This window comes from Rhizobium sp. R339, assembly GCF_002211395.1.
In the GTDB taxonomy this organism is placed as follows: domain Bacteria; phylum Pseudomonadota; class Alphaproteobacteria; order Rhizobiales; family Rhizobiaceae; genus Rhizobium.
The window spans coordinates 43,896-69,720 of record NZ_LOKV01000005.1 but is presented as its reverse complement, the minus strand read 5'-3'; the positions used below and the strand labels follow the sequence as shown (position 1 = coordinate 69,720).

The following is a 25,825-nucleotide window of genomic DNA, read 5'->3' as shown; positions in this document are numbered from 1 at the left end:
TTTGACGAGAGGGAAAGGTAGATCACGATTCCTTGCACCGGCCCGATCTTCGTGAAGCTTTCCGCTTGAGCAGAACCGGCTTGCACCGCAGGCACCCCGGCCCTACCTATGAACGATGACCTCCGCCCTTGAGAAAAACCGGCCCGGCGCGGCCTTTCCGTTCGACAACAGCTATGCCGGCCTGCCCCAGCGCTTCTTTGCGCCGCAAACGCCAACGCCGGTTACCGAACCTTGGCTGATCAAGCTCAATGAGCCGCTGGCGGGAGAGCTCGGGCTCGACGTCGAGGCATTGCGCCGCGACGGGGCGGCAATCTTCTCCGGCAACCTCGTTCCCGAAGGAGCCGAGCCGCTGGCCATGGCTTACGCCGGGCACCAATTCGGCGGCTTTTCGCCGGTGCTCGGCGACGGGCGAGCGATCCTGCTCGGCGAGGTCGTCGACCGCAACGGCAAGCGCTACGATATTCAGCTGAAGGGCGCCGGGCAGACGCCGTTTTCCCGCCGCGGCGATGGGCGGGCAGCGCTCGGGCCGGTGCTGCGGGAATATATCATCAGCGAGGCAATGTTTGCGCTCGGTATTCCGGCAACGCGGGCTCTCGCGGCCGTGACGACGGGCGAGCCAGTCTATCGCGAAGAGGTGCTGCCCGGCGCCGTCTTCACCCGCGTGGCGGCAAGCCATATCAGGGTCGGTACCTTTCAGTTCTTTGCGGCAAGAGGTGATATCGACGGCGTGCGCGCTCTGGCCGACTATGTGATCGAGCGGCATTATCCGGAATTGAAAGAAACGGAAAATCCCTATCTCGCGCTGTTCGAAGCCGTCTCGGAGCGCCAGGCGGCGCTGATCGCCCGCTGGCTGCATGTCGGCTTCATCCATGGCGTCATGAACACGGACAATATGACCGTCTCCGGCGAGACGATCGATTTCGGGCCCTGCGCCTTCATGGATAGCTACAATCCCGCCACCGTCTTCTCGTCGATCGACCAGCATGGACGCTATGCCTACGCCAATCAGCCCGCGATCGGCCAATGGAACCTCGCAAGGCTCGGCGAAACGCTGCTGCCGCTGATCGACACCGACCAGGACGGCGCGGTCGACAAGGCGAATGTGGTGATCCGCGCCTATGGCGAACGGTTCCAGGCGCACTGGCTGAAGGGAATGCGCGCAAAGATCGGGCTTGCCGGCGAAGAGGACGGCGATCTCGAACTGGTCCAGGCGCTGCTGGCGCTGATGCAGGCGCAAGCAGCGGATTTCACGCTGACCTTCCGGCGGCTGTCGGATCTTGCGGGCGATAACGCCGCCGAACCCGCGTTCACGGCAAGCTTTCGGGAACCGGATGCCTCCCGCGAATGGCTGGCGCGGTGGCGGGAGAGACTGTCACACGATCCGCAAACCGCGACCGAGCGCGCCGCTGCGATGCGCAGCGTCAATCCGGCCTTCATTCCGCGCAACCACCGGGTCGAACAGGCGATCGATGCCGCGGTTGAAAACGGCGATTTCTCGCTGTTCGAGGCGCTGCTGAAAGTCCTCGCCAAGCCCTATGACCACCAGCCGGATTCCGCCGCCTATAGCGAACCGCCACAGCCGCACGAACGGGTGCTTGCGACCTTCTGCGGAACATAACGGACGGTTTCGCCTGCATCATTGGGCATATGGCCGCGATAACTGTTTGCCTCCGGCAAGACGGTTCGATTCCATGCATCCGAACCTGGCGCCAACCTGCGGCAAACGCGGCGGTTGAAAGGCGTCTCTCTTGCGCTACCTGCCTGATCGGCGGGGATTTTCCGCCGTTCCTCCACCCCGGCTAAACCTTTTCGGGAGACAGCCTTATGGCGATCGTCATCACCTCGATCTTCTTCATCATCATTGGGCTTACGCTCGGTGGCGGCGGGCTCTGGCTCGTCACGCTCGGCGGCAGCTTCTTTTATCTGTTCGCAGGCCTGATGTTCCTTATCACCGCCGGACTGCTGCTGATGCGCAAGGCGGTGGCGCTTTGGGTCTATGCGGTGCTTGTGGTCGCGGCACTTGTCTGGGCGGTGTGGGAGGTCGGTTTCGACTGGTGGCAGCTCGGCCCGCGCGGCGGTGTGATCATCCTGCTCGGAATCTGGCTGCTGACGCCATGGATCCGCCGGCCCCTTGGCTTTCGCAGCCCGACGGGCATCACCTATGGCGCCAATCCCTGGCCGCTCGCCCTGCCCGTGATCCTAGCCATCCTCGTCGCTCTCTATTCGATGACGACGGACCCGCACGATCTCGCCGGCGATCTGCCGAAGGATCAGGTCGCGGCCAATCCCGGCTTCGGCGGCGGCGTCCCCGATGGAGAATGGCATCAGTACGGCCGCACCCCCTTCGGCCAGCGCTATTCGCCGCTCGACCAGATCAACGTCGATAACGTCTCCACCCTCAAGGAGGCGTGGCGATACCAGACCGGCGACGTCAAGCGGCCGGAGGATATCAGCGAGACAACCTATCAGGTGACGCCGCTCAAGGTGAAGGACACGCTCTATCTCTGCACGCCGCATAACTGGGCGATCGCGCTCGACGCCAAGACCGGCAAGGAGAAATGGAAATATGATTCCAATTCCGGGATGAACCCCAACCGGCAGCACCAGACCTGCCGCGGCGTCACCTATTATGCCGATCCTGCAGCCGCCCCCGGCCAGCCCTGCGCCGAGCGCGTCTATCTGCCGACCTCCGACGCCCGGCTGATTGCGCTCGATGCTGCGGACGGGAAGGTCTGCACCGGCTTTGCCGACCAAGGGGTGCTGCATCTCGAAGCCGGCATGCGCTACAATCCGGCCGGCTATTATTATTCCACCTCGCCGCCGGTCGCGGTGGCCGGCAAGATCGTCATCGGCGGGGCGGTGAACGACAATTATTCGACTGAGGAGCAGTCCGGCGTCATACGCGCCTTCGATATCAATAGCGGCGCGCTGATCTGGAACTGGGATTCCGGCAATCCTGATGTGACGACGCCGCTTGCCGAGGGCCAAACCTATACGACCAACTCGCCGAACAGCTGGTCGGTCCTCAGCGTCGACGAGAGCCTCGGCATGGTCTACATCCCGCTCGGCAACCAGGTGCCCGACCAGCTCGGGGTCAACCGCAGCGAAAATGTCGAGAAGTTCTCGTCCTCGATCGTCGCGCTCGATATCGCCACCGGTCAGCTGCGCTGGGTGCGCCAGACAGTGCATCACGATCTCTGGGACATGGACGTTCCGGCCCAGCCGGCGCTCATCGACCTGACGAAGCAGGACGGCACCGTCGTCCCCGCCCTCGTCGGGCCGACCAAGCAGGGCGATATTTATGTGCTCGACCGGCGCACCGGCGAGCCGATCATTCCGGTCAAGGAAATCGCAGCACCCGGCGGAGCAATCTCCGGCGATCATACGTCGCCGACGCAGCCGATCTCCGATCTCACCTTCTCGCCCGAGCCGCTCAAGGAGAAGGACATGTGGGGCGTGTCGCTGTTCGATCAGCTCGCCTGCCGCATCGATTTCCATCGTTACCGTTACGAGGGCCGCTACACGCCGCCTTCGCTTGAAGGGACCATCGTCTTTCCCGGCAATTTCGGCACCTTCAACTGGGGCAGCGTCGCGGTCGATCCGGAGCGGCAGATCATGTTCGGCATGCCGACCTACCTCGCCTTCACCTCCCGCCTGGTGCCGGCCGCCGAGATTCCGCCGAAGGGCCAGGACGAGAAGGGCAGCGAACAGGGGCTCAACCGCAATGACGGCGCACCCTATGGCGTCTTCATGGGGCCGTTCCTCGGGCTGCTCAAGATCCCCTGCCAGGCGCCGCCATGGGGCTATGTCGCCGGCGTCGACCTGCGCACCGGCAAGATCGCCTATATGCACAAGAACGGCACCGTGCGCGACATGACGCCATTGCCCCTGCCCTTCAAAGTCGGCGTGCCCGGCATCGGCGGGCCGATGCTGACCAAGGGCGGCGTCGCCTTCCTCGGAGCCGCGGTCGACAATTACCTGCGCGCTTACGATGTGACGAATGGCCGGCAGCTCTGGGAAGCACGGCTTCCCGCCGGCGGCCAGGCGACGCCGATGACCTATACGACCGATGACAACAAGCAATATGTCGTCATGGTCGCCGGCGGCCACGGGTCGGTCGGCACGAAGCCCGGCGATTATGTGATCGCCTATACGCTTCCTTGAAAGGCATCCCACAAGTTCTAGGCAGGGTTGCGGCGCCATGATCTCCCCGTTTTCGGGGAGATTTTTCATGGAAATCAGCAGCAGTCTTCGCAACTATTACGGAGTGGGCGGTCTTTTCGATCAGCCGGCCAAATCCAGGAATCAGCAGACCACCGAATTCGCCTCGACGGCGCGGGGTGGCGGACCGGCACTCGAACCGAGCAGCACGCCGCCGTCGATCGCCAATACCATCTGGGCCCTTCAAAGCAGCGAAGGCCCTTACATCAATCCGCCTTCGGACGAAGAAGCGGCAGCGAAGGCTGCTCACGACTCACTGGTCGACGAATTCTCCAAATGGGGCAACATGACGCCGGCGGAATATATCCGCGCCCGCTATCTCGAGCAGCACGATCTCACCGAAGCCGATCTCGCCGCAATGCCCGCCGATCAGCGCGCTGCGATCGAGAAAGAAATCGCGGAGCAGATCAAGCGCGAGATGGCAGGTGTCGAAGATGACGGCACCGAGACGGCAGAGGACGTTCCCGCGACCTGATCGGGAGAAACCGAACTTCACATGCGGCGGAAGGCTCTCTCCGCCGCATTTTTTTATTCAAACCATCTCGACAATCATCCGCCCGACCTCGGCGAAGATCGGATTGAGATCCTTCGCCGGCGCGGTCGCTTCGGCGATATAAACCGCGGCGACGATCGGGCCGCGATCCGGCGGCCAGATGACGGCGATATCGCCGAGCGAGCCGTTCTGGCCAGTGCCGGTCTTGTCGCCGACTTTCCAATCCTGAGGCAGACCGGCCCTGAGCCGCTCCTTGCCTGTGGTGCTTGCCACCAGCCAGGCGATCAACCTGCTGCAGGAGGTTTCCGTGAGGACCGAGCCGAGCGTCAGATTGCCGAGCGTGTCGAGCATGGCATCCGGTGTTGTCGTATCGCGTGGGTCGCCTTTCCTGCCCTCGTTCAAAGTGGGCTCGGTGCGGTCGAGACGCGTCGTGCCGTCACCGATCGAGCGCAGCCAGTCGGTCAAACCAGGCGGTCCGCCGAAGCTTTCGAGCAGCAGGTTGCCGGCCGTGTTGTCGCTGACCGTCACCGCCGCCTCGCAGAGTTCGGCGATCGTCATGCCGTCCGCGCCTGCGTGTTTTTCGCTGATCGGAGAATAGTCGACGAGCTTCTCCTTGCCGTAGCTCACCCGCCGCTCGAGGCTCTCATCGCCCTTGTCGACGCGGGCAAGGACGAAGCCTGCAGCCAGCGCCTTGAAGGTGCTGCACATCGGAAAGGCCTCGCTGCCGCGATAGCCGAAGGTGATGCTCGTCTGGGTGTCGAGGACCGACACGCCGAGCCGGCCGCCGGTGCGTTTCTCCAGCGCGGCAAGGCGGCGCTCGACATTGTCGTCACCCCCCTCGCTCGTTTCCTGAGCCCTGACAGGAAGGGCAAGCGCAGGCAGGCAGAAGGCCGAGCCGATCAGCATGCGGCGGGTAAGGTTGAGATCCATGAAATCCTCCGGCGGTGAGGCGGACAGAGCTAAGGCGCGATTGCGGCGGGATCTCGTCGACGCGGCGACTTCGTCTTTTCATCCGACCACCGCAAGCCTGCCGTCCGCCGCACCTGTCACGCGGCGCGCGTGACCTCGACCGTCACATGCGACAACTCCTCGAGCGCCGACAGCCTGCCCTTGTAGAAGGTCGGATCGCGCGGCTGCGGGGTGATGACGGCGACGATGGCGGCATGATGGCCGGGGCCGACCTGCCAGACATGCAGATCGGTGATCTTGTCATCCTCCGTCTCGATGGCCTCGCGGATTTCCGCCGGCAGCGTCTCGCCTTCGGGCATGACGTCGAGAAGGACGCCGCCCGAAGCTTTCATCAGGCTCCAGGACCAATTGGCGATCACCAAACCGCCGACGATTCCCATGATGGGATCGAGCCACAGCCAGCCATAGAGGCTGCCAAGCGTCAGCGCGGCAATGGCTAGAACCGAAGTCAAAGCATCGGCGATGACGTGCAGATAGGCGGCGCGGATATTGTTGTCGCCGGTCTTTCCGTGATGCTCGTGGCTGTGGCCGTGGTGATCGTGGCCGCTATGAGCGTGATGGTGGTGGCCTTGGTGATGCGCATGATGACCATGGGCGTGGCCACCGCCGGCAAGCAACCAGGCGCTGGCAAGATTGACGGCAAGGCCGATGACCGCCACGGCGATCGCCTGGGCAAAACCGATCGGCACGGGATTTGTCAGGCGGAGCACGCTTTCCCAGGCCATCAACAAGGCAATCAACGCCAGAACGATGGCGCTGGCGAAGCCGGCGAGATCGCCGAGTTTGCCGGTGCCGAAGGTGAAACGCGGATTGCGCGCCTGCTTTCGGGCGAAGAGATAGGCGAGCGCCGAAATCAGCAGGGCACTGGCATGGGTGGACATATGCCAGCCGTCGGCGACGAGCGCCATGGAGCCGTAGACGGTGCCGGCGGCAATTTCGGCCACCATCATCGCAGCCGTCAGGGCGATCACCAGCCAGATACGCCGCTCGTTCGCCGCGTGATCGGCGCCGAGGAAAACATGATCATGTTCCAGAGCTTCCATTCCAGCCTTCTCGATCACGGCACTCATTGCAGGCTCCTTCTACGCGAAACACTCAGCGGATATAGGTTCTCAGCACTTCCGATATTTCCTCAACCGCTTCCGCCCTGGCCGCATCGTTTTCGGCATTCAGCACATGTTCGCGAAGGTGGTCGTCCAGCACCTCGCCGGTCAGCCCCGTCAAGGCGCCGCGCACCGATGCGAGGAGCTGAAGGATTTCGCCGCATGGGCGCTCGGCCTCGAGTGCGCGCTCGACCGCTTCCATCTGCCCCTTGAGGCGGTTGATGCGGGCGATGAGCTTCTTCTTCTGCAGGGTGGTGTGAGACATGGCCGGCTTCCTATAGGATAGGGGGGTATATTATCAAGCGGAAAAATTGGGGCGATGCCTTTGCATGTTGATCCGCCATTGACAAAAGCCGCGTTTGCGACGATTGATGACCCATGATCAAGAACGCGCACCAGAGCCGCTCGTATTTTTGGATGTACCTGTAAAGGGCGGCTGGACAGATCATATTGTCAACAAGCCGCCGTCAGGCGGCTTTGTTGTATCGGCAGCGTCCTGACGGCAGAATATCAAAGGACGCGAAGACCATGACCGAAATCGAAGACAGCGAAATTTCACTGATGCGCCCGTCGGTGGTGACGATCCGTGCCGCCAAGCCGCGCGACCTGCCCGAGCTCAACGAGATGATCGCCCTGCTGGCCGCCCATCACGGCGACCCCTCAGGCACGACACCGGAGCAGTTGGAGCGCGATCTGTTCGGCCCCCTGCCCTGGATCCATGCGCTGGTCGCGGAAACCAGCGAAGGGCTGATCGGCTACGCCATTCTCGTGCCGCTTTACAGGGCGCAGGAAGGCAAGCGCGGCATGGACCTACATCATCTCTTCGTGCGCGACGGCCATCGCGGCCACGGCACCGGCCAGCTGCTCGTCGACCGCGCCCGCGAGACCGCGCGCAATGCCGGCTGCGGCTACCTTTCCGTCAGCGCAGCGACCGGAAACGTGCTGGCACATCGATTCTACGAACAAATGGATTTCACGCCGCGCCCCGTGACGGGCATGCGTTACATGCAGTCGATCGCTTAGGGTTGAATGCATCGAAGGTCTGCTTGCCTGGCTCGATAGGGGGAGCTGTCTGTTATCCTTGCCAGCTCAAGCGCGGCATATCTCAGATTTCTACGGTTCCGGTCGAGTCGGCCTGAGCTCGCTTCGGTACTGCTGACACTTTATTCAATCGCCTAAGGAGCTTTCATGCCTGATTTCAAACTTCATTGCTTCGCTCTCTCTGGAAACTGTTACAAGGTCGCGCTCTTTTTTGCACTTGCCGGCATCGAATGGGAAAGCATCTTCGTCGATTATCTGGGCGGCGAGACGCGAAATGAAGAATGGCGAAAAACTGTCAACGAACAGGGCGAAGCGCCGGTGCTCGAACATGGGCAAACGAAGATCAGCCAATCGGGGATTATCTTGGATTATCTGTCAGAGGTGACAGGCCATTTTGGGGCGCAGACAGCCGAAGAACGACGCGACATCATGCGTTGGATCCTCTTCGACAATCATAAATTCACCAGCTATTACGCGACGCTGCGGTTCATGTATGGCCTCCAGAAGAGCGGCGAGACGCCCGTCGTCGAGTTTTTGAGGATGAGAGCCAAAGCTGCCTATGCGATTGTTGATGAACACCTAGCCCATCGGGCCTTTATGGTCGGCGACCGGCTGACGATCGCAGATCTCTCTTTGGCGGGTTACGTCTTCATGCCGGAGAATACCGGAATTGATCACAGCGCCTTTCCGGCTATCGCAGCCTGGAAAGATCGTATCAGCAGCATGCCCGGCTGGCGCCACCCCTATGATCTCATGCCTGGTCCCACGTCCCTCTAAACAGGATCGAGATCGACTTCCGGAATGAAGCGGCCGCAGAACCGCTGCACAATTTGCCGCGATAAGCCCTACTTCCCCGGCACAGCCTTCAGATAGGCCGCGATCGCCTCGCGGTCGGCGGCCGGCAGATGGGCGATGTTCTGTTGCACGTCGACCATCGAGCCGCCGACGCTATCGAAATCCGGCGTGAAGCCGGTTTCGAGGTAGCTCGCGATATCGGCTTCGCTCCAGCTGCCTATGCTCTTGGAGGCCGGTGTGATATCGGGTATGCGGCCCTCGCCTTCCGGATTCGGCGCGCCGGCCAACCACATATTGGCCTCGAAGCCGCCGAGCGCATCGCGCGGCGTATGGCACTCGCCGCAATGGCCCGGGCCTTCGACGAGATATTGCCCGCGTTTGACCTTGTCGTCGCTCCTTGCCAGCGCCACGCGCGGCTGATCGTTGAAATAGAGGAACTTCCAGCCGCCGAGCGCGAGCCGGATGTTGAAGGGGAATGGCAGTTCATGCGGCGGTGTGACGTTTGCGCTCTTCGGCAGGGTTTTCATGAAAGCGAAGAGATCGTTGACGTCCTTGTCGCTCATGCGGGCATAGGAGCCATAGGGAAAAGACGGGTAGAGATGCTGGCCATCGGGACCAACGCCGCGCTTCATCGCATTGCCGAACTGGGCAAGCGTCCAGGCGCCGATGCCGGCTTTTTCATCCGGCGAGATGTTCGGCACGTGGAAGGTGCCGAAGGGGCTCTTCAGCGCCAGCCCGCCTGAAAGCGTCAGCTTGGCATCACCTTCCGAGCCGGGCGCGGCATGGCAGCTGACGCAGCCGCCCGCCCAGAAGACAATCTCGCCATTTGCCGTGTCCGGCGCGCCGAGACCAGTCCAATGGCTCTCCGGCAGAGGATCGGGAGCCGTGACGAGATAGAAGGCGCCACCGCCGAGGACAGCGACGCCAATCAGACAGAGCAGAACTCGGATGAACCTGCGGACCATGCACCGCCTCCCCCTTTAATGACAATTCCCGCCGGTCAATTCCGCGACGCGTGCGCGGAGATAAAGTGAACCGCGCCGGCGGCAAGGCCGGCGCGGATCGGTTATCCGCAGCATTTCCGCTGGAATTGCTCGGTCGGCCTATCGCTCACTTGCTGAGACGATAGGCCTTGTGACAGCCGCCGCAATTGGCGCCGAGCGTATTGAGGGTGGCGCCGACGGCAGCGGCATCCGCCGGGAGCTGGGCAAGCGCCGTTTCGGCATCGGTGGAGAGCTTTTCAGCGCGAGCCTTGAAGTCGTCCATGTTTTCCCAGACCTTCGGGCTCACCCCGGGATCGCTCTTGTCGCTATCCGGCTTGAATTGGTCGGGGAAGACTTTGGATGTAGCGGCAATCTTCGTCAGCGCCATTTTCACCGCCTCGGCGTCGTAGGGCTTTTCGCCTTTTGCGATCGCTGCAAGCGCACCGGTCGAGCCGCCGATCTGCTTCATCAGCGCCACACGCGAATCATGGGTGCCGTCGGCGGCGTTCACCGCACCCAAGGCTATGCCGGCCATCGCTGCGGCGGCAGCTACTGCTTTCCAATTCATATTTCCTCTCCATTTTCCTCGGCCGGGACGGCCGGTGGCCAATCTGCACCGGGAGCATGACAAAATCCATGCGTCCAGGTGGTCACGTTTTGCCGGATGACCATAAAAACAATGTGATAAGCAGCGAAAGTGCGCCGCGTCGAATTTGCTTCATGCGACGCGCTTTCCGATGACAGGCAACAAGGCTCAGGCGCTCTTCCAGCCCTGCCAGAGGCTAAGCGCGGAGACTGCAACCAGAAGCAATCCGGCGCAACGTCCGACAAGAGCCGTGGCGTCGGGATTTGCGACCAAGAGGTCACGGCTGCGCCCGGCCGTCATTGCGAGTGTGCCGTAGATCGCGAACTGGGTGGCGACAGTCATGGCGCCCATGATCAGGCCCTGCATCCAGACCGGACCGTATTCCGGCCTCAGGAACTGCGGGTAAACCGCAAACATGAAAATATAAGCCTTCGGATTGACGAGACAGGTGACTGCACCCTGGCGGAAGGCGCGCCAGCTGGAATGTGCCGTTCCCGGACCGATCGCCTCGACGGTGATCGAGCTGCGGATCAGCGAAATGCCGATCCAGATCATGTAGGCGACGCCGACAAAAAGCAGAACGTTGAAAAGCTGTGGCAGCATGGTGACGAGCATGCCGACGCCGGCCGCGCCATAGGCCGAATGGACGGCGCCGCCCGCCATGATGCCGCCGGTCGCCGCCAGGCCGCGCTTGATACCGCCGGTCAGCGAATTGGCCAGCACGAAGAGCATGTCCATTCCAGGCACGATGATGATGCCGAAGAGAAGGGTGAAGAAGAGCCAGAGGTTTTCATGGTAGTTCATGTCAGTTGTCCGCCCTGCGTCTTTCTGGATCTTTGAAAGACTGTGATTGATTTCAATTCGATAGGCGGCTCTATAGCGAAACCCAACTGACAGTGTATTGTCAGGAGCGTTGGGAGCGGAGTCAGGAAAATGCGCAAGGCCTCACGGCTTTTCGAGATCATTCAGATCCTCAGGCTGGCGAGAAAGCCGATGACGGCGGCAGCGATGGCCGAGGCGCTGGAGGTGACCGTTCGCTCGATCTACCGCGACATCGCGGCCCTTCAAGCGATGCGGGTGCCGATCGAAGGCGGGCGCGGCATCGGTTACATCATGCGGCCGGGCTTCGATCTGCCGCCGCTGATGTTTTCGATCGAGGAGATGGAGGCGATCGTGCTGTCGCTGGCGCTGCTCGAACGCACCGCCGACGAGGAACTCAAGCAGGCCGCCCGCCGCGTCAATCAAAAGATCGCCGGGGCCGTGCCGGCACCGCTGCGCCAGGCGATGGACAATAAAGCGCTCTATGCCTGGGGCACGATCGCCCAGCCGCCTGTCGGGCTCGATCTTGCAATCGTGCGGCGCGCGATCCGCGACGAACGCAAGCTCGAGCTCGGCTACCGTGACGAACTCGGCCGTGCGACCGAAAGGACGATCCGACCGATCGCGCTGATCTACTATTCTGAGACCGCCAACATCGTCGCCTGGTGCGAGCTGCGCCAGGCGATCCGCAATTTCCGCAGCGACCGGGTGGAGCGTTGCGCGGCAGCCGAGGATTTCTTCAAAGGCGACGGCGACAGGCTGCGGGAACTCTGGACCAGCGGCTGGATGGAAAAGGCCGTGCCGGTGTGATGCGGCTTAGTAGGACAGCGTCCGGCTCTCCTCACGGCCGAAGCCGCGGATTTCGATGCGGTCGGCGTGGACTTCGACGATCGCGAAAGCGTTTTGCTTCTCGGTGTCGACCACGCCCTTGAAATTGACGAAGTGACAGGCGCCGGCCACGCCATAATTGCCGACATGGTCATGGCCGTTGAGATAGGCGACGACATTGCCCTGCGAGGCGAGCAGCGCGACGATGCGCTCGCTGTCCCACATGCCATGCTCGCCGGGCGGATAGACCGGATAGTGATTCATGACGATCACCTTTTCCCCGGCCGCCGCCGCGCTTGCGATTTGATCGCCAAGCCAGGCGAACTGCTCGTCGCTCAGCGCCGCGTTCCAGCGGTGAGCATTGCGGGCGCCCCTGGCCTGCAGCTCCGCCAGCATCTGCGCGGCAAGGGCACGGTGGTGATGGCCTTCGGGCGGAGCGAAAATGCTGACCTGGTTGCCGTCGAGCACGACGAAACGCCAGCCATGACGCGAGAAGCTGTAATAGGGCGACGGCATGCCCAAGCGCGCGGAGACTTCGGAGAGATGCCCTTCGGAAACCGAGAAATCGTGGTTGCCGAGCAGGAACAGCGCCTCGTGCCTCAAATTTCCATAGACCGGAAGAATATCGTCAAAGCTTGCGAAGCTGCGGTCGATGACATCGCCGAGCGTCATGACGAAACTCAATTCGCAGCCGTTGAAGACCTCGATCGCTTCGGCGACCTTGGCGAGACTGTTGGCGTAATAGCGGTCCATCGCCGCATGTGGCGCGGCTGCCGCATATTGTGGGTCGGCGATGATACCGAAACGGAACAGGGGAAGAGCGGAAGAAGACATGAGGCGTGATTAGGAGCGGCCGGTGACAGGGATGTGACGGTGTCCCAACGCATGATCGAACTGCGTCAGCTGCCGAGATCGCCGACGTTGATGGCAGATCCGACGTGCTCATTTTGCCTGAAGCCTATCGATCAAGACAGCAAGAACATCATGTAAATCTGGTGCGACATATGCACAGAGACTTTGAATATCCAGCGTTGGTTGAACGAGGTCGGGCACCATTATGGTCATCAGACCGGCACTGGACGCCGAAAGAACACCGTTACGAGAATCCTCAAGTGCAACACACCGGCTCGGGTTCACCCCTAATCGGCTTGCGGCTTTCAGATACGGCTCTGGATGAGGCTTCGGCGCGGTGTAGTCTCCGTGGGCAATGATGTGCATGAAGCGATCCTTCAGATTCACCGCCAGCAGATGGCTAAGCACTGTGTCGTGGTCTGAGGAGGTGACGATGGCCCATGGAAGTTGAGTTTTTTCCAGCCAGTCCAATATTTCAATGACCCCAGGCTTGAGGCGCAGCTCTGTTGCGACCATCGTCCGGAACCGATCTGAGGCTTGTTTCCACAAGTCCTCAATGGGAAATTCTCCGCCAATGTGCATGGCCAAAAGCGCTCTGGCCGACGTGCTGGGTAATCCAATCGTTTCCAGATAGACGGACACTGGGATGTTAAACCCTTCTTCCTCAGCGGCCTTGATAACTGCGTCCCGATACAAAGCTTCGGTATCGAAAATTAAGCCGTCCATGTCGAACAGGACGGCTTCAGGCTTGAATGGAAGCTGCTTCATCCGTTGACGATACGACAGAGGCATAACAAAGCCGTGTGGAAAGGTGAAACAGGAGCACAGCTGTCACCAAAATCGGAAATTCGCGCGTATCAGATGATCCATCTTTGGACGCTCAAAACTTAAAGATTTCGCGACAGGCGCAAAAAACTAAACACCCGGCGTTTGGGCGCCGGGTGCAGAACTCAAAAGCAGGTGCCGCTTACTTCGTGGCTTCTTCGTAGCGTTCCAGGACGTAGTCCCAGTTGATCAGGCTATCGACGAAGGCCTCGAGATATTTCGGGCGGGCGTTGCGATAGTCGATGTAATAGGAGTGTTCCCAGACGTCGACGCCGAGGATCGGGGTGGCGCCATGAACGAGCGGGTTTTCGCCGTTCGGGGTCTTGGAGATTTCGAGCTTGCCGTTCTTGACGGAAACCCAGGCCCAGCCGGAGCCGAACTGGGTGGCGCCGGCGTTGGCGAAATCGGCCTTGAACTTGTCATAGCCGCCGAGATCGGAGGCGAAGGCTGCTTCGAGCTTGCCGGGCAGCTTGTTGCCGCCGCCGCCCTTCTTCATCCACTTCCAGAAATGGATGTGGTTGTAGTGCTGGGCGGCATTGTTGAAGAGGCCGGCATTGGTGCCGAAAGACTTCTTCACGACGTCTTCGAGCGAGAGATCCGAAAGGCCGGCTTCGGCGGCGAGCTTGTTGCCGTTGTCGACATAGGCCTTATGGTGCTTGTCGTGGTGAAACTCCAGCGTTTCCTTCGACATGAAGGGAGCAAGCGCTTCGTAATCATAGGGAAGTTCAGGCAATTCGAAAGCCATGTCAGGTCTCCTCTTGGCAATAGATTGCGTCATCGGCAGGTGAGCCGGAACATAGGAGGGGAACGTGGGAGAGGCAACCGGCGAAATATCAAAAAACGATCAACCGGAGGAAAATTTGCCTCAGTTGCAGGGTTGGAATTGCGCCTGCAAATCGCCTGACATACCCGCCGCGAAATGGTTTCGTCAGCTGCTCAATAAATGGAGAACCGAGATGAACAGGAATATAATCCAGCTTCTGGCCGCGGCCACGCTTCTTTCTGCTGCCGGCGCCGCGCACGCCTCCTCCGACGAGGCCTGGCAGCAGCTTGCCGCCGACGTGGAAGCCAAATGCAAGAAGGCGGCGGTCGCAATCGAGAAACCCGTCGCTGCCGTCGATCCTTTCGGCACGTCCCATTACGGGCTCGCCCTGCTGACCGGCAAGCCGAAAGGCGCCAAGGGGCTGGTCGCCCAGATCTGTGTGTACGACAAGCAAAAGAAGACCGTCGAGATCGGCAGCGAGCTGGACGCCGGGAAGCTTGGGTTCACACCGGCAAAATAGCAGCCGCCGCACCGGTTTGATGCCGTTGCGTCATGTACTGACGGAACCGAAACCCACTCTTAGGAGTTGAAGATTGGGCTTTAGAGCGCCGGACGTTGTGGCCGGCCGCACGAGGCACTCTAATTTGCTTGAAATGGCGCGTAACTTCCGGATACCGATTCGGACTTTCGGGGTTATGCGGTAGGGAGGTGCCGGATGTCAGAGCTTCGCAACAGCGCGGAAGATCAGCAGAAAATCTATCAGCGCTGGGCACCTGTCTATGACCGCGTCTATCGCGGCATATTGCGCGACGGCCACCGCAAGCTTGCCGCACTCGCCGCTGATGCCGGCACCGACATATTGGAGATCGGCGTCGGCACCGGCCTGACGCTCGGGCACTATCCCAGCCGCTGCCGGGTGACCGGCATCGACATTTCCGAACACATGATCGCCCGCGCCCGCGAAAAAGCCAGGCGTGAAAACCTGCAGCATGTGCAGGCGCTGGAGGTGATGGACGCACATGCGCTCGCCTTTGCCGACCGGTCCTTCGATGCGGTCTGCCTGCCTTTCGTCATCACCCTCATCCCCGACCCCGAGCGGGCGCTGGACGAATGCGCAAGGGTGCTGCGGCCGGGCGGCGAGATCATTCTTGCAAGCAAGCTCGGCGACGGCGCCGGCCTGCAGGGCAGGATCGAGGCGGCGGTGGCGCCGCTGGTGCGCCATATCGGCTGGTCCTCCGCCTTTCGCATCCACCGCATCCTTGCGTGGGCCGAACGCCGCGGCGATTTTGCTGCTGCCGATATCCTGCCGGTCTTTCCGAACGGCTTCTTCAAGATCGTCCGGCTGAAGCAGCGCGGATTTGCCGCCTGAGACCGAAACTTCTCTTCCCGCGTCGCATGTTCTGATGCTACCGTTCGTCCGAGGGGACTGCATGACATCGGATTTCTTCTTCTTCATCGTCGTGGGTTTCTGCGCACAGATCGTCGACGGCGCACTGGGCATGGCCTTCGGCGTGCTTTCTACGACGAGCCTTCTCGCCTTCGGTGTGCCGGCGGCCAATGCCAGCGCCATGACGCATGTGACGGAAATGTTCACGACCGCCGCGTCAGGGCTCTCGCATGCCTACCATCGCAACGTCGACTGGCGTCTGGTGGCGCGGCTTGCGCCGGCCGGCATGATCGGCGGGGCGATCGGCGCCTATCTGCTCGTCAATATCGACGGCAAGACGATCGAACCCTACGTGTCGGCCTACCTGGTCGCGATCGGACTGCTGATCCTCTACAAGGCCTTCCGCCCGCCGCTGCAGCGCGAGGTGCGTGACTGGGCCGTGCCGCCGGTCGGGCTTTGCGGCGGCGTGCTCGATGCGATCGGCGGCGGCGGATGGGGCCCGATTGTCACCAGCACGCTCGTCGGCCGCGGCCACGACCTGAAGCGGGTGATCGGTTCGACCAATTTCACCGAATTCGCGGTGACGCTGACGATTTCCGTGACCTTCGTCGTGACCCTCGGCTGGTCGGAACTCAATTCGGCGATCGGCCTCATCATCGGCGGCGTCATCGCCGCCCCTTTCGGCGCCATCCTCGTCAAACGGCTGCCGGTGCGGCCGCTGATGGTGGCGGTTTCGATGATCATCATCGCGACTTCGGCGATCCGGCTCCTGTAACGCGTGGCCGCCTTGCCCGGTTACAGATTCCGGCCGAAATAGACCTCAACCGACGCGATCTTCTCGCCGCGGAAGCGCAAGCTCTCCATGTTGTGGAAACTGCCACCCTCGAGTTTCTCGGCGCGGTAGCGGACCACCGCCTCATCGCCGCCAACCGCCAGGAACTCGATCACGATATCGCGGAAGAGCGGTTCCTTCGGCCAGCAACGGTCGAAATAGGCAGCCCGGTCGATATGGTCGTCGCGCGGACTGGAGAAAGTAAAGTCCTCGGTCAGCATGGCGCCGACGAGATCCTTGCGGTCGCCGAGATAGGCGGCGTAAAGATCGCGGACGATCCGCTCGCGGGATGAGTCCATGGCGTCCAAGGCGATGTCCTCCGATTAACCGATTGCGTATCGCAATCGGTTATGTTCTAGCACTTTTATTTGAGATGATCCAGGTTGCGGCGCAACTGCGCCACAGGTTCGATGCCGAGGCAAGGAATGACAGACACGCAATGGGACGCCGCAAGGTCCGGCTCGATTTACTGGAAGCGCAATCTGGCCATCTCGCTGATCGGCTCCTTCACCACGATCGTGGCGATGACGCTGCTGCTTCCGTTCCTGCCGCTCTATGTCGAGGAACTCGGCGTCAGCGACCATGCGGCGATCGTGCAATGGTCGGGCATCGCCTATGGCGCCACCTTCTTCGCCGCAGCCCTCGTCGCGCCGCTCTGGGGGCGGCTCGGCGATATCTACGGCCGCAAGCTGATGCTGGTGCGCGCAAGCCTCGGCATGACGCTGGCGATCTCGCTGATGGGCATGGCCGGCAATGTCTGGCAGCTGGTGGCGCTGCGCCTCTTCGTCGGGCTTGCCGGCGGCTATGCCTCCGGCTCGATGGTGCTGGTGGCGACGCAGACGCCGAAGGATCGTTCGGCCTGGGCGCTCGGCGTTCTGTCTTCCGGCATCATGGCCGGCAATCTCGTCGGCCCTCTGGTCGGCGGGGCGCTGCCGCCCATCATCGGCATCCGCGGCACATTTCTCGCCGCCGGCGGCATGATCTTCCTCGCCTTTCTCGCGACGGCGTTTTTGATCAAGGAGGAAAAGTCCCCGGCCCGCAAACAGGCCGCAAAAGCAAGCGGCGGCTGGAAATCCGTTGCCGACAGGCGGCCTGTCATCGCCATGCTGGCGACCGGCATGCTCCTGATGTTCGCCAACATGTCGATCGAGCCGATCATCACCGTCTATGTCGCGCAGATCGTGCCCGAGCAAAGCCGAGTGACGATGATTTCAGGCCTCGTCATGTCAGCCGCAGCGCTCGGCAGCATCCTTTCCGCCTCGTGGCTCGGAAAGCTTGCCGACCGGATCGGCCATTGGCCTGTCATCGCAGGCGCGCTCGCCGTCGCCGGACTGCTGCTGATCCCCCAGGCCTTCGTCACCAGCTCCTGGCAGCTCATCCTCCTGCGTTTCCTGATGGGCGCAGCGCTCGGCGGGCTCCTGCCCTGCATCGCGGCCGTCATCCGCCACAGCGTGCCCGATAGCGCCGCCGGCAGTATTCTCGGTCTTTCCATCTCCTCGCAATATGTCGGCCAGGTGGCCGGCCCCATCCTCGGCGGCTTCATCGGCGGGCATATTGGCATGCAGGCGGTCTTCCTCGGCACCTCCGTGCTGCTTCTCGCCGGCGCCGCCTATGCGTGGCTGGTGCGACCGAGGGAAACGGAAACCGCAGCCGCCTGAGGACGATGTCTTATCAGCGTCGCGCGGCGCTCGCGCAAATCAGCTCGACGCCTGAGCGGGCGATCGCTTCCAGCGTCTCGCGGCTGTCGCCGGCGCGAGCGCGGACGGCGAGCGAATGCATGATGGCGGAGGCAAGCCTTGCGAGCGTCTGCGGATCGGCGTCCCCGGGCAGCTCGCCCCTTTCCACAGCCAGATGCATGCGCTTTTCGATCTCGCCGTCGAAATCGTTGAGGCTGCGGCCGAGCACCTCGCGAACGCGCTCATGCTGGATCGCCTCGGCCGTCGCCGTGCCGATCAGGAAACAGCCGCGGGCGGCGATTTCCCCGTGCAGATAGATATCAAGCGCGCCGCTATAGACGCGGGCAAGATTGTCGCAGAGCGGCAATGACGGGTCGAGCGCTTCGGCAAGCACATCCATGCCGTCCTGCCGATAGGCCTCCAGCGTATCGAGATAGAGATCCTCCTTGTCGCCGAAAGCGCCGTAAAGGCTCGGGCGGTTCAAGTTGGTCGCCGCACTGAGATTATCGAGCGAAGCGGCCGCAAAGCCCCGGTCCCAAAAGACCTCCCGGGCCTTGGCGATCGCTGTCTTCGCGTCGAAACCTCTCGGCCGGCCGCGCTTCTTCTCATCCTTCATATTCTGTACCGTTCCGCATTAAATTCTTGACGAAGGTCATTTTATGCGAAACAGTACAAATGTTCAACGCCATCGGCGGGCGGCATGAAGCGCCTGCATCGGAGAGGAGATCCGCCATGAAACTTTATATGCACGCCGCAGCCTGCTCGCTTTCGCCGCACATCATCTGCCGCGAACTGGGGCTCGACATCGAACTGGTGCAGGTCAATCGGGAAACCCATAGAACGAGCGACGGCCAGGATTTTCTCGCCATCAACGGCAACGGTTATGTGCCGGCGCTGGTGCTCGACGACGGCAAGGTGCTGACGGAAGGACCGGCGATCGCGCAGTTCCTTGCCGACAGCACGCCCGATGGAGCAGCCATGCTGCCGCCGGCCGGCGACTTCCGCCGCAACGAAATCCAATCCTATCTCAACTTCATCACCGCCGAACTGCACAAGCCGATGGTGCTGCTCTTCAATCCGCTTTATTCGAGCGTGCATGAGGAGATCCGCCGGCTGATATCGAAGCGGCTCGCTTGGCTGAACGGCCGTCTTGCCGGCCCTTATCTCACCGGCGATGCCTTCACGGTAGCGGATGCCTATCTCTTTGTCTGCCTGAACTGGTCGCCCTGGACCGGCATCGATCTCAAGCAGTGGCCGACGCTGCACGGCTTCATGGCCCGTGTTGCGGCGCGCCCAAAGGTGCGTCAGGCGCTGCAGATAGAAGAGCTGGAGGCCTTCGATGCCGATGGCGTCTATTTCGCACCGCATGCCTATCTCGCCTCGGCCGGACGCAGCGGCTCACCGGTGCGGCCGTGACGGCGGCGGTCATCAGAGAGCGTTCACGGCGACCGGCAGCGCCCGCTTGTGAGCAGTCGCGCGATAGGCGGCAAGAATCCGGCGGCGGGAGATCTCGCCGACCGGCTTGCCTTCGAGGAAATCGTCGATCTCGTCATAGGTGACGCCATAGGCCTCCTCGTCGGGGCGCAGCGGCCGCTGATCCTCGAGATCGGCGGTCGGGACTTTGAAGACCAGCTCGTCAGGTGCGCCAAGTCGCTTTGCCAAGAGGCGGACGCGGCGCTTGTTGAGGCCGGCGAGCGGCAGGATATCGGCCGCACCGTCGCCGAACTTGGTGAAGAAGCCCATGACCGCCTCGGCCGCATGATCCGTGCCGATGACGAGGCCGCCAAGCGCGCCGGCAAGGGCGAACTGGGCGATCATGCGCTGGCGGGCCTTGATGTTGCCGAGGATGAAATCCTGCCGGCCGGCATCGGTAAAGGCAAGGCCGCCGCCCTGAGCGGCTGCAAGCATCGCATCGGCGGCCGCCTTGATATTCACCACCATATTGCGGTCAGCGCCGATCGTTTCCAGCGCCCTGGCAGCATCGGCCTCATCCGCCTGGACACCGTAGGGAAGCCGCACGGCGATGAATTCCGCCGTATGGCCGCTGTCACGCAGCTCGCGCACAGCCTTCTGGGCCAGCAGGGCCGCCGTCAGCGAATCGACACCGCCGCTGATGCCGAGGACATAGCTGCGCATGCCCGACGCAACGAGGTAATCCTTGAGAAAAGCGGTGCGGCGGTCGATCTCGTGCTCAGGATCGATCTCGGCGGCAACGCCCAGTTCGCGGATGATCTCGCCTTGTTCGTCGGACAGCACGGTCATGGGTCTTTTCCTCATTGTGAAGTCTATGCATAATCCCGGCGAAGATAGGGGAAAGAAAGACGTGTGGTACCCTGTTCATCGGGCAACCCGTCTATCTTCTGTCGGCAGGGCGGTCCGCAGCACGCCTACCGCACAATCGTAAACAGCTCCACCGGCTCTGCAAAACCCTTCAGCTGATGTGCCCCGACAGAGACCGCGTTTTCCTCCCCCGCCTCCTGGCTGAATGGGTTCGACATCAACAGGGTCTCTCCGAGCTCGCTGCAGGCGGTCTGGATGCGGCTGACCAGATTGACGTCGCGGCCGATAAGGGTGAAATCGAGGCGGCGGCCGGAGCCGACATTGCCATAGCTGACCTCGCCGTAATGAAGCGCGATGCCGGCCTTTACGCCGACGCCTTCGTATCGGAAATCATCGATCTCATCGAGGACGGCGCCGGCCGATGCCAGGGCGGCACCGCAGGATTGGGCGGCGTCGTAACCCGGGAAGAAGGCGAGGACAGCGTCACCCATGAATTTCAGCAATTCGCCGCCCTCGCGGGTGATCGCCGGCACGATCTTGTCGAAATAGGCATTGAGCAGACCGAGCACGGTGCTGCCGGGCAGCTGGTTCGACAGCTCGGTAAAGCCGCGCAGATCGCAGAGCAGCAGGGCCGCCTGCATGGATTCGATCTCGCCTTGGCGGATGCGGCCGGCCAGGATCCGGCTGGCCGTCAGCGGGCCGATATATGTATCGAGGAGGCTGAGTTCGACCTGGCGAAGAGTGCGCAACTCGCTGGTGTTTCGCAGCGCCGGCAGGATACGTTCGATCAGCTGCCGCTCGGAAGCGGTGAAGCCGCCCGGCCGTCTGGTACCGAACACGGCGGCGCTGACCGGGCCTTCGCCATTGCAGAGCGGCGCGATGACGAGCTGCATCAGGCCGCGATCGGCAAAGACATCGATATGCTGCCAGCGACCGTGGGCGCTTTCACCGGCGCCGACGACCAGCGGTTCGCGGGTGTCCATGACCTTGCGCAGCGGCGTATTGGCGATCGCGACGCGGGCGCCGTGTTCGCGGTCATGGATCTCGACCGGCTCGCCCGGCGCCCAGGCGATAGTGCGGCCGATGAACTCGGGATGCAGCGTCATCAGATGCAGGGTCAGCCGGTCGACCGGCAGGCCAAGCGCCTGAAGCCTGCGGCCGAGACCGGACACCAGGCCCGCTTCGTCGAGCGCGTGGCATTCGTCGCCGGAGAGCCATTCGATGATCGAGAGCAGCGCGCCCGTGCTGACGGCGTTGCCGGTGGCCTTCGGCGGAGACCGGTCGAGATCGGGAGCATGGATCGCTGATGTCATGGCTTTCTCCTCCTTGAGGGCACGGTGCTAGTGAGCGCCGCCGCCGGAGAGTTGACCGGGCTTGCTGAGCAGCAGGCTTGCCAGCAGGGCGACGACGAGGGCGACACCAAGCAGGAAGAAGGTGTCGCTGAAGGCCATGATATTGGCCTGCCTGCGTATTTTGAGCGCGATGGCGACGACGGCCTTGTGGCCGGCGAGAGCCTGATCGCTGACGCCGTGGTTCATGAAATAGGCTGTCAGCCTTGCAACGCGATCGCGCGTGGCTTCCTCGAAGACCGAGACCGAGTTGGTCAGGATGTTCGAGTGGAACTGCTCGCGCTTCGACAGGAAGGTCTGCAGCGAGGCAATGCCGACCGCGCCGCCGAGATTGCGCATCATGTTGAAGAGCGACGATGCCGTTCCGGCATTCTCCTGCTCGATACCTGATGTGGCGATGGCCGACAGCGGGGTAAAGACGAGCGCCTGGCCTATGGCGCGCACGATATTCGGCCAGAAGAGCTGGTCGCTCGCATAATCGCCGGTCATATGAATGTTCATGAAGTTCGAGGCGGCAAAGAGGGCAAAGCCGACGACGATCAGCAGCCGCACGTCGAAACGCTTCATCAGGCGCGGCACCAGCGGAATCAGCAGCAGTTGCGGGATGCCGGTCCATGCGAGGACCATACCGATCTGTTCGGAATTATAGCCCTGGATACGGGCGAGATAGATCGGCAGCACGAAAACCGAACCATAGAGCGCGATGCCGAGCAGGAAGTTGGCGACGATGCCGAAGCCGAAATTGCGCCGCAACAGCAGACGCAGGTTCAGGAGCGGGTGGGCGGTCTTCAGCTCGATGACGATGAACAGCGTCAGCGAGACGGTGGCGACAACAGCCAGGCGGAGGATGAAATCGGAGCCGAACCAGTCTTCCTTGTTGCCCTCTTCCAGCACGGTCTGCAGGGCTGCCAGCCCGATCGCCATAGTGACGATGCCCGGCCAGTCACCCCTGGCGAGCAGCTTCAGGTTCATCGGCGCCCGCTCCAGTGAAGCAAAGAGCAGGCCGATCATCAGCGCGCCAGGCACTAGGTTGACGTAGAAAATATATTCCCAGCCCCAGTTCTCGGTAAGATAACCGCCGATCGTCGGGCCGATCGCCGGTGCGAAGGTGGCCGAAAGGGCAAAAAGTGCGAGACCGACCGGCTGCCTCGCCTTGGGCAGCAGTGTGATGATGATGGTGAAGGCCATGGGGATCAGCACGCCGCCGGAAAAGCCCTGAATGGCCCGCAGGATGATCATCTGCTGCAGATTGGCCGCAAAGGCGCAGGCGACGGAGAAGATCAGGAAGAGGATGGCGTTGACGAGCAGATAGTTGCGCAGTGAGAAGACCCGCGTCAGCCAGCCGCTCAAGGGAATGACGACAATCTCGGCGATCAGGTAGGAAGTCGAAATCCAGCCGCCGTCATCCGTGCCGGCGCCGATGGCACCCTGGATATCGGCAAGCGAGGCGTTGACGATCTGGATGTTGAGGACCGCCATGAAGGCGCCGAGCGTGGAGCCGACGACGGCCATCCACATGCGGAGCGGGCTGATGGCAGCGGGTTGGGCGGGCACCGCGGCGGGACGCGCAGCCGAATTGCTGTTTGCGGCGATCTGAAGAGTGGCCATGGCTGATCTCTTTCCGGTTCTCACGGAAAACCTTCTCATGACGGGGTTCGGGCGGTATTCGGGATCGGGATTATCCAGCCGAGCTGAATAATCCCTCCTCGGCCGCGGAGGTCTGCGCGGCTTTGGTATCGATTTCAGGCTCGACAGACATGCCTGAGCGCAACAGGCCGCGCAGAGCCTCGTCGTCGATGACGATCTTGACCGGAATGCGCTGGACGATCTTGGTGAAGTTGCCGGTGGCGTTGTCAGGCGGCAGCAGCGATAATTCGAGGCCGCTCGCCGGCGAAACGCTGTCGACATGGCCCTTGATCGTCGCGCCGGGAAAACTGTCGACCCTGATCTCGACTGGCTGGCCGGGGCGGACGTAGGTCAGCTGCGTTTCCTTGAAGTTGGCGACGACATAAACGGTATGCAACGGCACGACGGCCATCAGCTGCGTGCCGGAAGTGACATATTGGCCGACGCGGATCGAACGGGCGCCGAGTGTGCCGTCGACGGCGGCGACGATATCGGTATAGGACAGGTTAAGCTCAGCCTGACGCGCGGCAGCCGCCGCCCGGTCGCGCTCCGCAACCGCCTGCTGGCGCTCCGTCTCAAGCACCGGCACTTTGTTCTCAGCCGCGACGAGAGCCGCCCGGTCGCGCTCGACGGCGGCTGCGGCCTGGTCGCGGGCCGACTGGCTTTGTTCGGCGCGGGACTGCGTGCCGGCGCCGCTGGTGATCAGCCGGGCCGAGCGCGCCGCATCGGAAACGGCAAAATCCAGCGAGGCCTGCGAGGCCTCGATCGTCGCCTTGGCCTGTCCGATGACCGACTGCTGCAGGGCGATCCGGGCATCTATATTGGCAATGGCGGCTTCAGCCGCCTTCACATCGGCTCGTGCCTGCGAAAGGGCGGCCTGGAAGTCGCGGTCGTCGATGCGGGCAAGAACCTGACCGGCCTTGACCGGGTCATTGTCGTTGACGAGCACTTCCTTGATGTATCCCGCGACCTTCGGGGCCACCGTCGTGTAATCGGCCTTCACATAGGCATTGTCCGTGGATTCGATGAAGCGGCCAACCGTCCAGTAGCGGTAGCCGAAATCGCCTGACAAGGCGACGCCCGCAAGCAGCGCAGCGGCGATGACCGCGCGCTTGACCGCCCTGCGGCCGGTTTTCTTCGGTGCTTCCGCAGCCGGCGCTTCGACGACAGGCACCTCGGCAACAGGCGCGGAATCGGCCTGCCGTGCGGTGTCGAAAACATCCTTGCGCGGTAACTCAACCATCGTGCTTCTCCTTCAATCCAGCCCCTCGGTACGAGGTCCTGTTCGTTGCGAAGAAAATGCACCCTGCCGTTCACCGTGATAATCTGCTTATATCGGGAAGGATCATCAACTCTCAGCGGATAATCCGAGGGCAATATGGATCGGCTGACAAGCCTCACAGTCTTTGGCCGCGTAGTGGAATGCGGCGGCTTCTCCGCCGCCGCGCGCCGGCTCAACATGTCCGTCACCATGGTCGGCAATCACGTGCAATCGCTGGAAGATCGGCTCGGCGTCAGGCTGCTCAACCGCACCACACGCAAGGTGAGCCTGACGGAAACCGGCAAATATTATTATGAACGCTCCTCGCAGATCCTTGCCGAGCTCGAAGAGGCCGACCGGACGGCGGGCGCGCTGAGCACCACGCCGCGCGGCACGCTGAAGGTCTACACCAGCAGCGCCATCGTGCGCTTCCTGCTGCCCGTCGTCAGCGAATATATGGAACTCTACCCATCCATCGCGCTCGATTTCAGCGTCGGCGAACGAATGGTCGACATGATCGAGGACGGCTACGATCTGGTGATCCGCACCGTGCCGCCGCCGGATTCCTCGCTCGTCGCGCGCAAGCTGACACCCTGGCGCCATATGCTCGTCTGTTCGCCGGCCTATTTCGACAGCCACCCGATGCCGCAAAGGCCGGCCGAGGTCGCCGATCACAATTGCCTGCAATATGCCTATTACCCCTATGGCGAGGAATGGCGCTTCGAGGATGGCGAAGGCCGGCAGGAAAGCGTCAAGATCGCCGGCAATGTCGTCTCCAACAGCGCCGAGATGCTGCGTTTCCTGACGCTGAATGGCCAGGGCATCTTCCTGGCGCCGAGCTTCGTGGTCTTCGACGACATCGCCGAAGGACGGCTGGTGAAGATCATGCCGGACTACAGGCCGGTCGAATTCAACATCAACGCCGTCTACCCCAACCGCAGCCATCTGGCGACCAAGGTGCGTTTGTTCATTGATCTCCTGGCGGAGAGATTTGCGGAGCATCGCAAGTGGATGACGTGAGGGGGTGCGGGTGGGGATTGCCCTCCTGCCCTGCCGGGCATCTCACCCACAAGGGGGAGATTGGCAGGAAGCCATCCCTCGCCCCGAACTACGGTTCATGTGACGGCCTGTTGTTT

27 protein-coding genes are annotated in these 25,825 nt (G+C 62.1%); 12 read left to right on the top strand and 15 right to left on the bottom strand.

From position 1 onward, the window contains the following. The first annotated feature begins 115 nt into the window (after positions 1–115). From ATY76_RS09160 to ATY76_RS09150, 3 genes are all read left to right on the top strand, one after another. Positions 116–1,618, top strand: a complete 1,503-nt coding sequence (locus ATY76_RS09160) for a protein adenylyltransferase SelO (RefSeq protein WP_088674448.1) — start codon at positions 116–118, stop codon at positions 1,616–1,618. A gap of 206 nt (positions 1,619–1,824) precedes the next feature. Continuing rightward, positions 1,825–4,164: a glucose/quinate/shikimate family membrane-bound PQQ-dependent dehydrogenase gene (locus tag ATY76_RS09155; RefSeq protein WP_088674447.1), complete on the top strand. Its 2,340-nt coding sequence runs from the start codon at positions 1,825–1,827 to the stop codon at positions 4,162–4,164. A 67-nt stretch (positions 4,165–4,231) separates the two neighbouring features. Continuing rightward, a complete protein-coding gene (locus ATY76_RS09150; protein ID WP_088674446.1) occupies positions 4,232–4,696 on the top strand; it encodes a hypothetical protein in 465 nt (154 codons plus the stop codon). A 57-nt stretch (positions 4,697–4,753) separates the two neighbouring features. Here the strand turns inward: ATY76_RS09150 and bla are convergent, their stop codons facing one another. From bla to dmeR, 3 genes are all read right to left on the bottom strand, one after another. Continuing rightward, on the bottom strand, positions 4,754–5,644 hold the full coding sequence (gene bla, locus ATY76_RS09145) for a class A beta-lactamase (protein WP_088674445.1): 891 nt from the start codon (positions 5,642–5,644) through the stop codon (positions 4,754–4,756). A 116-nt stretch (positions 5,645–5,760) separates the two neighbouring features. Next, positions 5,761–6,753 carry a CDF family Co(II)/Ni(II) efflux transporter DmeF gene (dmeF, locus tag ATY76_RS09140; protein WP_088674444.1) on the bottom strand — a complete coding sequence of 331 codons (993 nt, stop codon included), beginning with the start codon at positions 6,751–6,753 and terminating at the stop codon, positions 5,761–5,763. 25 nt (positions 6,754–6,778) lie between these two features. After that, positions 6,779–7,051, bottom strand: coding sequence for a Ni(II)/Co(II)-sensing transcriptional repressor DmeR (gene dmeR, locus ATY76_RS09135; protein ID WP_088674443.1), 273 nt, complete (start codon positions 7,049–7,051; stop codon positions 6,779–6,781). Positions 7,052–7,314: 263 nt separating this feature from the next. Between dmeR and ATY76_RS09130 the strand changes: the two genes are divergently transcribed. Together ATY76_RS09130 and ATY76_RS09125 are read left to right on the top strand one after the other, a co-directional pair. Beyond that, on the top strand, positions 7,315–7,809 hold the full coding sequence (locus ATY76_RS09130) for a GNAT family N-acetyltransferase (RefSeq protein WP_088674442.1): 495 nt from the start codon (positions 7,315–7,317) through the stop codon (positions 7,807–7,809). 165 nt (positions 7,810–7,974) lie between these two features. Further along, a complete protein-coding gene (locus tag ATY76_RS09125) occupies positions 7,975–8,604 on the top strand; it encodes a glutathione S-transferase family protein (protein WP_088674441.1) in 630 nt (209 codons plus the stop codon). A gap of 68 nt (positions 8,605–8,672) precedes the next feature. Here the strand turns inward: ATY76_RS09125 and ATY76_RS09120 are convergent, their stop codons facing one another. From ATY76_RS09120 to ATY76_RS09110, 3 genes are all read right to left on the bottom strand, one after another. Further along, positions 8,673–9,587, bottom strand: a complete 915-nt coding sequence (locus tag ATY76_RS09120) for a cytochrome c (RefSeq protein WP_088674440.1) — start codon at positions 9,585–9,587, stop codon at positions 8,673–8,675. A gap of 145 nt (positions 9,588–9,732) precedes the next feature. Continuing rightward, the gene (locus ATY76_RS09115; protein ID WP_088674439.1) at positions 9,733–10,173 is read right to left on the bottom strand and encodes a cytochrome c; all 441 of its coding nucleotides are present in this window, start codon (positions 10,171–10,173) and stop codon (positions 9,733–9,735) included. A gap of 186 nt (positions 10,174–10,359) precedes the next feature. Further along, on the bottom strand, positions 10,360–10,995 hold the full coding sequence (locus ATY76_RS09110) for a LysE family translocator (protein ID WP_088674438.1): 636 nt from the start codon (positions 10,993–10,995) through the stop codon (positions 10,360–10,362). A 129-nt stretch (positions 10,996–11,124) separates the two neighbouring features. Here ATY76_RS09110 and ATY76_RS09105 point away from each other — a divergent pair, with 129 nt between their 5' ends. Next, positions 11,125–11,820, top strand: a complete 696-nt coding sequence (locus ATY76_RS09105) for a YafY family protein (RefSeq protein ID WP_088674437.1) — start codon at positions 11,125–11,127, stop codon at positions 11,818–11,820. A 6-nt stretch (positions 11,821–11,826) separates the two neighbouring features. Here the strand turns inward: ATY76_RS09105 and ATY76_RS09100 are convergent, their stop codons facing one another. The 3 genes from ATY76_RS09100 to ATY76_RS09090 form a co-directional block, all read right to left on the bottom strand. Next, the gene (locus ATY76_RS09100; protein ID WP_088674436.1) at positions 11,827–12,672 is read right to left on the bottom strand and encodes a metallophosphoesterase; all 846 of its coding nucleotides are present in this window, start codon (positions 12,670–12,672) and stop codon (positions 11,827–11,829) included. Between the two features lie 108 nt (positions 12,673–12,780). Beyond that, positions 12,781–13,458 carry an HAD family phosphatase gene (locus ATY76_RS09095; protein WP_088674435.1) on the bottom strand — a complete coding sequence of 226 codons (678 nt, stop codon included), beginning with the start codon at positions 13,456–13,458 and terminating at the stop codon, positions 12,781–12,783. Between the two features lie 199 nt (positions 13,459–13,657). Next, positions 13,658–14,260, bottom strand: a complete 603-nt coding sequence (locus ATY76_RS09090) for a superoxide dismutase (RefSeq protein WP_003569477.1) — start codon at positions 14,258–14,260, stop codon at positions 13,658–13,660. 211 nt (positions 14,261–14,471) lie between these two features. Between ATY76_RS09090 and ATY76_RS09085 the strand changes: the two genes are divergently transcribed. From ATY76_RS09085 to ATY76_RS09075, 3 genes are all read left to right on the top strand, one after another. Then, positions 14,472–14,798, top strand: coding sequence for a hypothetical protein (locus tag ATY76_RS09085; protein ID WP_088674434.1), 327 nt, complete (start codon positions 14,472–14,474; stop codon positions 14,796–14,798). A 195-nt stretch (positions 14,799–14,993) separates the two neighbouring features. Then, entirely contained in the window at positions 14,994–15,647 is a 654-nt protein-coding gene (locus ATY76_RS09080; RefSeq protein ID WP_088674433.1) for a class I SAM-dependent methyltransferase, read from the top strand. Positions 15,648–15,708: 61 nt separating this feature from the next. Next, the gene (locus ATY76_RS09075) at positions 15,709–16,440 is read left to right on the top strand and encodes a sulfite exporter TauE/SafE family protein (protein WP_088674432.1); all 732 of its coding nucleotides are present in this window, start codon (positions 15,709–15,711) and stop codon (positions 16,438–16,440) included. Between the two features lie 20 nt (positions 16,441–16,460). On the opposite strand, the gene ATY76_RS09070 is transcribed toward ATY76_RS09075, so the two are convergent. Further along, a complete protein-coding gene (locus ATY76_RS09070; protein ID WP_088674431.1) occupies positions 16,461–16,805 on the bottom strand; it encodes a nuclear transport factor 2 family protein in 345 nt (114 codons plus the stop codon). A 117-nt stretch (positions 16,806–16,922) separates the two neighbouring features. Between ATY76_RS09070 and ATY76_RS09065 the strand changes: the two genes are divergently transcribed. Then, positions 16,923–18,155, top strand: coding sequence for a multidrug efflux MFS transporter (locus tag ATY76_RS09065; RefSeq protein ID WP_088674430.1), 1,233 nt, complete (start codon positions 16,923–16,925; stop codon positions 18,153–18,155). 13 nt (positions 18,156–18,168) lie between these two features. Here ATY76_RS09065 and ATY76_RS09060 read toward each other — a convergent pair whose 3' ends face one another. Then, positions 18,169–18,789, bottom strand: coding sequence for a TetR/AcrR family transcriptional regulator (locus tag ATY76_RS09060; protein ID WP_088674429.1), 621 nt, complete (start codon positions 18,787–18,789; stop codon positions 18,169–18,171). A gap of 116 nt (positions 18,790–18,905) precedes the next feature. On the opposite strand from ATY76_RS09060, the gene ATY76_RS09055 reads away from it, so the two are divergent. Next, on the top strand, positions 18,906–19,589 hold the full coding sequence (locus tag ATY76_RS09055; protein ID WP_088674564.1) for a glutathione binding-like protein: 684 nt from the start codon (positions 18,906–18,908) through the stop codon (positions 19,587–19,589). A 12-nt stretch (positions 19,590–19,601) separates the two neighbouring features. On the opposite strand, the gene nadE is transcribed toward ATY76_RS09055, so the two are convergent. From nadE to ATY76_RS09035, 4 genes are all read right to left on the bottom strand, one after another. Continuing rightward, complete coding sequence (nadE, locus tag ATY76_RS09050) at positions 19,602–20,435, bottom strand: ammonia-dependent NAD(+) synthetase (RefSeq protein WP_088674428.1); 834 nt, start codon at positions 20,433–20,435, stop codon at positions 19,602–19,604. Positions 20,436–20,560: 125 nt separating this feature from the next. Continuing rightward, positions 20,561–21,766 carry an adenylate/guanylate cyclase domain-containing protein gene (locus ATY76_RS09045; protein WP_088674427.1) on the bottom strand — a complete coding sequence of 402 codons (1,206 nt, stop codon included), beginning with the start codon at positions 21,764–21,766 and terminating at the stop codon, positions 20,561–20,563. Between the two features lie 27 nt (positions 21,767–21,793). After that, positions 21,794–23,410, bottom strand: a complete 1,617-nt coding sequence (locus ATY76_RS09040) for an MDR family MFS transporter (protein WP_088674426.1) — start codon at positions 23,408–23,410, stop codon at positions 21,794–21,796. A 70-nt stretch (positions 23,411–23,480) separates the two neighbouring features. Continuing rightward, positions 23,481–24,671 carry an HlyD family secretion protein gene (locus tag ATY76_RS09035; protein WP_088674425.1) on the bottom strand — a complete coding sequence of 397 codons (1,191 nt, stop codon included), beginning with the start codon at positions 24,669–24,671 and terminating at the stop codon, positions 23,481–23,483. A gap of 135 nt (positions 24,672–24,806) precedes the next feature. Here ATY76_RS09035 and ATY76_RS09030 point away from each other — a divergent pair, with 135 nt between their 5' ends. Next, a complete protein-coding gene (locus ATY76_RS09030) occupies positions 24,807–25,709 on the top strand; it encodes a LysR family transcriptional regulator (RefSeq protein WP_088674424.1) in 903 nt (300 codons plus the stop codon). Positions 25,710–25,825 lie beyond the last annotated feature (116 nt).